Annotated in this window: 9 protein-coding genes; 4 read left to right on the top strand and 5 right to left on the bottom strand. The window is 66.0% G+C overall.

What is annotated here, in order from left to right; all coding sequences use genetic code 11:
• Nucleotides 1–99: 99 nt before the first annotated feature.
• Entirely contained in the window at nucleotides 100–807 is a 708-nt protein-coding gene (gene lpqN, locus VET27_RS11825; RefSeq protein ID WP_526518237.1) for an envelope biogenesis lipoprotein LpqN, read from the top strand.
• A gap of 24 nt (nucleotides 808–831) precedes the next feature.
• On the opposite strand, the gene VET27_RS11830 is transcribed toward lpqN, so the two are convergent.
• Entirely contained in the window at nucleotides 832–1950 is a 1119-nt protein-coding gene (locus VET27_RS11830; RefSeq protein WP_526518239.1) for an NAD(P)H-dependent flavin oxidoreductase, read from the bottom strand.
• Between the two features lie 29 nt (nucleotides 1951–1979).
• A complete protein-coding gene (fadD19, locus tag VET27_RS11835) occupies nucleotides 1980–3641 on the bottom strand; it encodes a medium/long-chain-fatty-acid--CoA/3-oxocholest-4-en-26-oate--CoA ligase (protein ID WP_526518241.1) in 1662 nt (553 codons plus the stop codon).
• An 84-nt stretch (nucleotides 3642–3725) separates the two neighbouring features.
• Between fadD19 and VET27_RS11840 the strand changes: the two genes are divergently transcribed.
• Nucleotides 3726–4523, top strand: a complete 798-nt coding sequence (locus VET27_RS11840) for a crotonase/enoyl-CoA hydratase family protein (RefSeq protein WP_526518252.1) — start codon at nucleotides 3726–3728, stop codon at nucleotides 4521–4523.
• Nucleotides 4524–4613: 90 nt separating this feature from the next.
• On the opposite strand, the gene VET27_RS11845 is transcribed toward VET27_RS11840, so the two are convergent.
• From VET27_RS11845 to VET27_RS11855, 3 genes are all read right to left on the bottom strand, one after another.
• Complete coding sequence (locus VET27_RS11845) at nucleotides 4614–5840, bottom strand: cytochrome P450 (RefSeq protein ID WP_526518243.1); 1227 nt, start codon at nucleotides 5838–5840, stop codon at nucleotides 4614–4616.
• Nucleotides 5837–6517 carry an acetoacetate decarboxylase family protein gene (locus tag VET27_RS11850; protein ID WP_526518254.1) on the bottom strand — a complete coding sequence of 227 codons (681 nt, stop codon included), beginning with the start codon at nucleotides 6515–6517 and terminating at the stop codon, nucleotides 5837–5839. Before VET27_RS11850 ends, VET27_RS11845 begins: the two co-directional genes overlap by 4 nt.
• Before the next feature lie 200 nt (nucleotides 6518–6717).
• A complete protein-coding gene (locus VET27_RS11855) occupies nucleotides 6718–7749 on the bottom strand; it encodes an LLM class F420-dependent oxidoreductase (RefSeq protein WP_526518245.1) in 1032 nt (343 codons plus the stop codon).
• A 52-nt stretch (nucleotides 7750–7801) separates the two neighbouring features.
• Between VET27_RS11855 and VET27_RS11860 the strand changes: the two genes are divergently transcribed.
• Nucleotides 7802–8794 (top strand): Zn-ribbon domain-containing OB-fold protein, encoded by a 993-nt coding sequence (locus VET27_RS11860; RefSeq protein WP_526518247.1) that lies wholly within the window; start codon nucleotides 7802–7804, stop codon nucleotides 8792–8794.
• 9 nt (nucleotides 8795–8803) lie between these two features.
• On the top strand, nucleotides 8804–9607 hold an 804-nt coding region (locus VET27_RS11865), incomplete at its 3' end, for a beta-ketoacyl-[acyl-carrier-protein] synthase family protein (protein ID WP_526518250.1).

Below are 9607 nucleotides of genomic sequence, written 5' to 3' on the forward strand. Positions count from 1 at the left end.
CCCTGCGCAACGCCCCTTTTGAGCTACGCTTCGCTGCGGAAAAGGACAGCCTCCGGCCTGCCCGCAGTGTCTCCACACATGAACACGAGGAGTTAACGCATGAGAGCATCGGCCCTCACCGGTCTGGCTGCGGCCGCCACCGCCCTTGCCGTCGTCCTGTCCGGCTGCGGCTCGGACACCAAGACGGCGACGTCCAGCAGTTCGAGTACGAGCAAGTCGTCCTCCAGCGAGACGACGACGTCGAAGAAGCCGAAGGTGTCCGAGACCACCGAGGCGGCGGCCGGCCCGAACCCGACGATCGCGGACTATGTCAAGGAGAACAACATTCAGGAAACCGGGGTCAAGATGGGTGACCCGAGTGCTCCTGCAGTCAACCTGCCCGTGCCGGACGGCTGGGAGCCGTTGAGCCCCGAAGATGCGCCCGAGTACGCCTACGGCGCGATCGTCTACACCGGCCCGGAGTTCGAGAACGACCCGCCGAACATCGTCGCGTTGATGTCCAAGCTGGCAGGGAACGTCGACCCGCAGCAGATCATCGACCTGGCGCCGGGCGAGCTGAACAACCTGCCGGACTACAAGCCCGGAAACGAGGGTGAGACCAGCACGCTGGGCGACTACCCGGCCTACGTGCTCGGTGGCACCTACACCCGCGACGGCGCAACCCGTTTCATCGCGCAGAAGACCGTGGTGATCCCGGCCGCCGACGGGCTGTACGTCCTGCAGCTCAACGTCGACGGACCCGATGCGGCGGGTGACGTCCTGGCCGCCGCGACCGAGAAGATCGACAGCGACACCACCATCGGCTGACCCGACCGAAACCCGAACGCCGTTCTAGCCGCGAATGTCGTCGAGGCGACGGGTGGCGTCCTCGAAGCCCGAGACCAGCTCACCGATGATGTCGGCGACGGGCCGGATCTCGTTCATCCGCCCCACGATCTGTCCGACGGGCATCGCGACGGTCGTCGGATCCGTCGACTCGCTCATGCGTTGGTGCGCTTCACTTACCAGGATGTTCTGCAGCGGCATTGGCAGTGGCTCGGGAGCACCGTCGGCGTCCCAGGCGTCGGTCCAGCGGCTCTTGAGCAGCCGCGCGGGCTTGCCGGTGTAGATGCGACGGCGAACGGTGTCACTGGACGTCGCGGCGAGCATGGCCTCCTGGATCACCGAACGCCCGGACGGAAGACGCTCACCGAGGTCGTATTCGGCTGCCGTGAGGAAGGCCGATCCCATCCAAACACCTTGCGCACCAAGCGCAAGCGCGGCCGCGACCTGACGACCCGAGCCAATGCCACCGGCGGCCAGCACCGCGGCCTTGCCCCCGAGGGCGTCCACCACCTCGGGCACCAGCACCATCGAGGCGATCTCGCCGGTATGGCCGCCGGCCTCGTGACCCTGGGCGATGACGATGTCGACGCCGTTCTCAGCGTGCCGTTGCGCGTGCTTGGCACTGCCCGCCAGAGCCGCTACCGGTACGCCCGCGGCATGAACCTGGTCGATGACGTCCTTCGGGGGTGAGCCGAGCGCGTTGGCGATCAGCTTGATCGGATGCTTGAGTCCGACCTCGACGTGCGACCGGGCGACCGAATGCAGCCAGCCCAGAACGCCTTCCGATCTCTCTTCGTCGTCTGGAAGCGGCGGGACACCGAGATCGGCGAGCGTCTTGTCGACGAAGTCGCGCATGTCCTGCGGGATCAGCTTGTTGATGTCGACCGACGTGCCCTCGGTGGGCACCTTGGCGGGCATGACGATGTCCACGCCGTAGGGCTTGCCGTCGGTGTTCTCGTCCATCCACTGCAGTACGGCTTCGAGATCGTCGGCGTCGTTGAACCGCACGCAGCCCAACACTCCGAGTCCACCCGCCCGGGTGACCGCGGCCGCCACCTTCTCCGACGGGGTGAAGACGAAGATGGGATACTCGATGCCGAAGCGATCGCAGAGTTCAGTACGCATCTATTTCTCCCGTCGCTTCCCTCGCCCCATTAAGCTTGCACCCCCGCATGTTTCGCGTGGACGTCATCGGCAGGCCCGGCTTCGGTCACGTCCTTGGCCCAGCGGTAGTCGGGCTTGCCCGCCGGTGAGCGCTTCACCTCGCTGACGTACCAAAGGCTGCGGGGCACCTTGTATCCCGCGATCTCGCTGCGGACGAACCCGTCGAGCTCGGACAGCGTCGGCCTGGTGCCCTCGCGCGGATGCACGACGGCCGCGACGTGCTGGCCGAAGCGCGGGTCGGGGACGCCGACCACCAGTGCGTCGAAGACGTCGGGGTGTCCCTTCAGCGCGGCCTCGACCTCCTCGGGGTAGATCTTCTCGCCACCGCTGTTGATGGACACCGACCCACGGCCGAGCATCGTAACGCTGCCGTCCTCCTCGACCTGTGCGTAGTCACCAGGAATCGCGTAGCGGACGCCCTTGATGGTCTGAAAGGTCTCGGCCGTCTTCTTCTCGTCCTTGAAGTAGCCCACCGGGATGTGACCCCGTTTGGCGATGATGCCGCGTACGCCCGAGCCGGGCACCACCTCGTTGCCGTCCTCGTCGAGCACCACGGTGTTCTTGTCGATGGTCACGCGCGGACCACCGTTGTGCGACTGCCCCTTTGCGACGATGCTGGTGCCGCCGAAGCCGGTCTCCGAGGAGCCGATCGAGTCGGTGATGATCCGGTCGGGCAGCAGCTCGAGGAACTTCTCCTTGATGCTGGTCGAGAACAGCGCGGCGGTGCTGGCGAGGAGGAACAGCGACGACAGGTCGTAGGTGTTCCCCGTCTCTTGGTGGGCCAGCAGCGCGTCGAGCAGAGGGCGGGCCATCGCGTCACCGGTGAAGAACAGCAGGTTGACCTTGTGCTGGCGGATCGCCCGCCAGACCTCGTCGGCGCTGAATTCCGGTGCCAGCACCACGGTTTGACCGGAGAACAGCGACATCCAGGTGGCCGACTGTGTGGCGCCATGGATCATCGGCGGGATCGGCAGCCGGATCATCGGCGGACTCGCCGCGGCGGCCTTGGACAGGTCGTACTCGTCGGCGATGGGCTCGCCGGTCGCAAAGTCCGTGCCGCCGAACAACACCCGGTAGATGTCCTCGTGACGCCACATCACGCCCTTGGGGAATCCGGTGGTGCCGCCGGTGTACAGCAGATAGATGTCATCGGCGCTGCGGGGACCGAAGTCGCGTTCGGGCGAACCCTGCTCCAGAGCCGAGTGGAACTCGACGCCGCCGTAGCGCTGGAATTTTTCGTCACTGCCGCCTGTGCCATCTTCGACCACCAGGACGGTCTTGACGTTCGGGGTGTCCGGCAGCACGTTGGCGACGCGGTCGGCGTACTGGCGCTCGTGCACCACCGCGACCATGTCCGAGTTGTCGAAGAGGTAGCGCAGTTCCCCCTCGACGTAGCGGAAGTTGACGTTCACCAGGATGGCGCCCGCCTTGACGATGCCGAGCATCGCGATGACGATCTCGATGCGGTTGCGGCAGTACAACCCGACCTTGTCGTCCTTCTTGACGCCCTGGTCGATCAGGTAGTGAGCGAGGCGGTTGGCCTTCTCCTCCAACTCGGCGTAGGTGAGCTGTTGGTCGCCGCAGATCAGGGCGACACGGTCTGGCACGGCGTCGACGGCGTGCTCGGCAAGATCGGCGATATTCAGGGCCACGGAACCTAAACTAGAACGTGTTACATTTCGAGACAAGTCTATGGCGACGAAGCTGGAAGGCGGACACCCGTGAGCGAGTCCCACATCAGCGTTGAGGCTGGCCCCGACGCACTCATTGAGCAGCGCGGACACACGCTGATCCTGACGCTGAACCGGCCGGAGGCGCGAAACGCGCTTTCGACTGAGATGCTCTCGATAATGGTCGAGGCATGGGACCGCATCGACGAGGATCCGGAGATTCGGACGTGCATCCTGACGGGTGCGGGCGGCTACTTCTGCGCGGGCATGGACCTGAAGGCGGCCACCAAGGCACCGCCCGGTGACTTGTTCAAGAGCGGCGGCTTCGACCCGACCCGCATCGACGGCCTCCTCAAGGGTCGCAGGCTGACCAAGCCGCTGATCGCCGCCGTCGAGGGACCCGCGATCGCCGGTGGGACCGAGATCCTGCAGGGCACCGACATCCGCATCGCGGGCGAGAGCGCGAAGTTCGGCATCTCCGAGGCCAAGTGGAGCCTCTACCCGTTGGGCGGCTCGGCGGTGCGGCTGGTTCGCCAGATTCCGTACACGATCGCGTGCGACCTGTTGTTGACCGGACGCCACATCACCGCGGCGGAGGCGCTCGAGTACGGGCTGATCGGCTACGTCGTGCCGGACGGTTCGGCACTGGACAAGGCGCTGGAGATCGCCGAGGTGATCAACGACAACGGACCGCTGGCCGTGCAGGCGATTCTGAAGTCCATCCACGACACCGAAGGCATGCACGAGCTCGAGGCCTTCAAGATCGACACGAAGATCGGCATCGGTGTGTTCCTGTCCGACGACGCCAAGGAAGGCCCGTTGGCGTTCAAGGAGAAGCGGGCGCCCAACTTCCAGATGAAGTAGCGCTCACTCGCTCTTACCCCTCGCCCGACTGTGCGGTTTAGTACGCAATACTCCGGGCGGGGCGCATGAATTCGCACACTCGGCGTATACCTAGTCGAGCACGCGCGGCGTCGGCGTGAACACCACCGGCATCGCCTCGGGGCCGCTGACGAAGTTGGCCGGCCGCAACGGCACGGCCGCGTCCTCGGCCAACCGCAGGTCGGGCAGGCGTATGAGCACCCGCTTGGTCATCATCGACAGCTCGAGGCGGGCCAACTGGTTGCCGAGGCAGAAGTGCGACCCGAATCCGAATGCCAAGTGGCTGTTGGGGCTTCGGTCGATGCGGAAGTTCTCGGGGTCACCGAACACCGACTCGTCGAAGTTGGCCGACTCGAACATCAGCATGATCTTCTCGTCCTTGCGCAGATCGGTGCCGTGGTACGTGGTGTCCGCGGTGAGCGTGCGACACATGTTCTTGACCGGCGACGTCCACCGCAGCATCTCCTCGATCGCACCGGGGAGCAGCGCGTCGGGCTCGGCCACCAGAGACTGCCACTGTTCGCGATGGCGCAGCAGCTGTTCGGTGCCGCCGGACAGGGTGTGCCGGGTGGTCTCGTCGCCACCGATGAGGATGAGCAGTGTCTCCATGACGATCTCGTCGTCGGCCATCCGCTGGCCTTCGACCTCCGCGTTGACGAGGATCGAGAACAGGTCCTCGGTAGGCTCGGCGCGACGTTTGGTGATCGTCTCCATGGTGAACGCGGTGTACGCCGCGAACGCCTCCATCATCGCTTGGGCGGTCATCTCGTCGACGTGCGAGCTCAGTCCGATCACCAGGTCGTCGGACCACTTGAGCAGCGTGCCGCGCTCCTCGGGGAGCACGCCGAGCATGTCGCCGATGACGGCCATCGGCAGCGGTGCGGCGATGTCGCGGACGAAGTCGCATTCCCCTCTCTCACACACCGAATCGATCAACGTGTCGCAGAGCGTGGCGATCGACGGCACCTTGTCCATCACGCGCTTGCGGGTGAAGCCCGAGTTGACGAGCTTGCGCCGCAACAGATGTCCGGGGTCGTCCATGTCGATCATGAACGGCATGCCGGGGGTCTCGGGCCGGATGCCGCCGGTGGACGAGAACAGCTCCGGGTTGCGTTCGGCGTCGAGCACCGCCTGATAGCTGGCTGCGGCCGCCAACCCGTTGCGGTCGCGGAACACCGGCTGGTGGGCCCGCATCCAGCGGTACGCCGCCCGCGCATTGCCGTCGGCATAGAACGTGCCGTCGGTCAGATCGACGTCCGGCCGGGTGTCGGAGTCGTACTTCGAAAGAACGGTGGTCATGCAATCTCCTTGGCATCGCCGAACGTCATCTCGACGTTGTCGGCGGAACTCGAAATCATCGCGCGCTTCGGGAACCCTAGCGAGGCGAGCTCCTTGGCGTAGGGGTGTTGGCCGAGACGGACTCGCACCCCACCCGGTCGGTACCGGACACCGGAAAGCTTCATCTCCCCGGCGGTTTCGCGGGTGACCCCGTCGAGATGCGAGTAGGTGGGATGCACCTGCGTCTTCGAGGTGAGAGCCGATGGCACCGGCAACCCGGGCCGGAAGTCCATGCCCACGGCGAACTGGCCGTCGATGCTCACGTCGAAGCCGAAGTGGTGGCCGTCGCGAACGGTGAAGTCCGCCAGCACCTTCGGGTAACCCCAAATCGACCGGCCTGCCTCCAGGGTGAAGGACTGGTCGACGGGAAGGTGGTGGATGAAGGCTCCCGCGGATTGCAATGCCTTCAGCCCGCCCTCCCGAGATCCCGGCGGATTGACCATCACGTTCGTGCCGTACTCGAGGTATTGACCCAGGTCTCCGTCGACGTAGTGCATCAGCATCAGGACGACGACCGCTCGGCTGGGCCCATACCGGCAGACTCGAAGCCCGCTGTAGTCGATCATGCGCTGGGCGGCATCGGCGTCCACCGAGAACATCGCCATGTGTTGGGTAGCGGCGCGGATCTTCACCGGCATGGTGAGAACGGTGCCTGCGATCTCGTGCTGCGAAGACGTTGACACGGTCACGCGCCAAATCTAGAACGTGTTATAGACAACTGGCAAGAAGTGTCTACACCAATCCGGCGCCGCCCTCCACGCGAGCAGACGCAAATGTGCCACAAAACCCGGCGTGTCGGGCATATTTGTGTCTGTTCGCGGAGGGTGTCGGCCGCTGTCTACACCAATCCGGCGAGATCGCGGATCTGCTCGGGTGAACGCGCGCCGATGACCATCATCGTGACGCCCGCGGCCTCCCAGAGTTTGATCTGCTCGCGCACGTAGTCGAGGTCGCCGACGATGGCCGAGTCGTCGACCAACTCGTCGGGGATGACCTTGGCGGCCTCGTCCTTGCGGTTGCTGCGGAACAGGGCCGTCACGTCGTCGACCACCTCCGAGTAACCCATCCGGCGGTAGACGTCGGCGTGGAAGTTGGTGTCCTCGGCGCCCATCCCGCCCATGTAGAGCGCGAGGTGCGGCTTCATCAACTCCATGATGCCGGCCCGGTCGTCGGTGACCACCACCTGCGCCGTCGCGCAGATCTCGAAGGCTTCCCGCGTCCGCCGGGCACCTGGGCGGGCGAAGCCCTCGTCGAGCCACTCGTTGTACATGCCGGCGATTCGCGGCGAGTAGAAGATGGGTAGCCAGCCGTCGCAGACTTCGGCGGCGAGCGCCACGTTCTTCGGGCCCTCGGCGCCCAGCATGATCGGGATGTTCGCCCGCAGCGGATGGGTGATCGGCTTGAGCGGCTTGCCCAGTCCGGTGGTGCCCTCGCCGCTCAGCGGCAGCGGGTAGTGCGGCCCGGCGCTGGTCACCGGCGCCTCGCGCGCCCAGACCTGGCGCAGGATGTCGACGTACTCGCGGGTGCGGGCCAGCGGCTTCGGGAACTTCTGCCCGTACCAGCCCTCCACCACCTGCGGTCCCGAGACGCCGAGCCCCAGGATGTGCCGACCGCCGGACAAGTGGTCCAGCGTCAGCGCGGCCATCGCACATGCCGTCGGGGTGCGCGCGGACAGCTGGATGACGGACGTGCCGAGCCGCATCCGGGTGGTCTCTCGACCCCACCACGCCAGCGGCGTGTACGCGTCGGAGCCCCACGCCTCGGCCGTGAAGACCGTGTCGAAGTTCGCCTCCTCGGCGGCGGCGACGAGTTCCGCGTGATTCGTCGGCGCCTGCGCGCCCCAGTATCCGAGCTGGAGTCCTAGCTTCACGTCTGTAGCCCCGTTCTTGCACCCGTTGTTAGAACCTGTTCTACTCGATGCCGTGAGTGCCAGCCAAAGCAGCCCGGCCCAGATCGTTGACCACGAGCCGCCCCTTTCCGCTCCGCTGAAACTGTCCTTTGACTACACCCGTTCAGTCGGTTCCGTACTAGGCGAGTTCTTTACCGCACTGCGCGGACGACGCGTCGTCGGCGTGCGCGGGTCCGACGGTCGAGTGCACGTTCCGCCTGCCGAGTTCGACCCCGTGACCTACGAACCGCTGACCGAGATCGTACCGGTGGCCAGCGTCGGAACGGTGCTGTCGTGGACCTGGCAGCCGGAACCGTTGGAGGGTCAGCCGTTGGACCGCCCGTTCGCCTGGGCGCTGATCAAACTGGACGGCGCCGACACCGCGTTGTTGCACGCGGTCGACGCCGGCTCGTCCGATGCCATCGAGACCGGCGCGCGCGTGCACGTGCACTGGGCCGACGAACCCGTCGGTGCGATCACCGACATCGCGTACTTCGCGCTCGGTGACACCGCAGAGGAGGTCGCGGACGTCGCAGACGATCGCGACCCGGTGACCATGATCGTCGTGCCGACGCAGATCGAGATTCAGCACACCGCATCACTTCCCGAGAGCACGTTCCTGCGCGCACTCGAGGAAGGCAGGCTGGTCGGCGCCAGGACCGGAGAGAACGGGAAGGTGTACTTCCCTGCGCGAGAAGCGGATCCGGCCACCGGCCAGCAGCTCACCGAGTTCGTCGAGCTGCCCGACAAGGGCACGGTGACGACGTTCGCCATCATCAACATCCCGTTCGCCGGGCAGAGGATCAAGCCGCCCTACGTCGCCGCCTACGTGCTACTCGACGGGGCCGACATCCCGTTCCTGCACCTCGTCACCGAGATCGACGCGGCCGACGTCCGGATGGGCATGCGGGTGGAGGCGGTGTGGAAGCCTCGCGAGGAGTGGGGCCTGGGCATCGACAACATCGACTACTTCCGGCCGACGGGTGAACCCGACGCCGACTACGACACCTACAAGCACCACCAGTGAGGCGCGACGATGACTTTTCGTGACGTGGCCGTCGTGGGCTTCGCGCATGCTCCGCACGTCCGCCGCACCGAGGGCACCACCAATGGCGTGGAAATGCTCATGCCGTTGTTCGCCGAGCTGTACGCCGACCTGGGCATCGAGCAGACCGACATCGGGTTCTGGTGCTCCGGATCCTCGGATTACCTTGCCGGACGGGCTTTTTCCTTCCTCTCCGCAATCGACTCGATCGGCGCGGTTCCGCCGATCAACGAGTCGCACGTGGAGATGGACGCCGCCTGGGCGCTGTACGAGGCGTACATCAAGATCCTCACGGGGTCGGTCGACACCGCACTGGTCTACGGCTTCGGCAAGTCGTCGGCCGGAGTGCTGCGCCGGGTGCTGGCACTGCAGACCGACCCGTACACGGTCGCTCCGCTGATGCCGGACGCCGTGTCGACGGCAGGCCTGCAGGCCCGGTTCGGACTGGACTCCGGGAAGTGGACGGCCGGGCAGATGGCACAGGTCGCGCTGGACTCTCTGGCGGCCGCGCCTCGCAACGACCGCCTGGAGCCGGGCACGTCGGTCGAGGAACTACTGGGCCAGCCGTACTTCGCAGATCCGTTGCGCCGCCACGACATCGCGCCAATCACCGACGGCGCGTCGGCAATCGTGTTGGCAGCCGGCGACAAGGCCCGCGAACTGCGCGAGCACCCGGCCTGGATCACCGGCATCGAGCACCGCATCGAGACTCCGATCCTTGGCGCACGTGACCTCACCACCTCCCCGTCGACGGCGGCGTCGGCGGCGGCCGCGACCGGTGGTGACGCCGGGTCG

This window comes from Mycobacterium sp. (assembly GCF_035633495.1).
In the GTDB taxonomy this organism is placed as follows: domain Bacteria; phylum Actinomycetota; class Actinomycetes; order Mycobacteriales; family Mycobacteriaceae; genus Mycobacterium.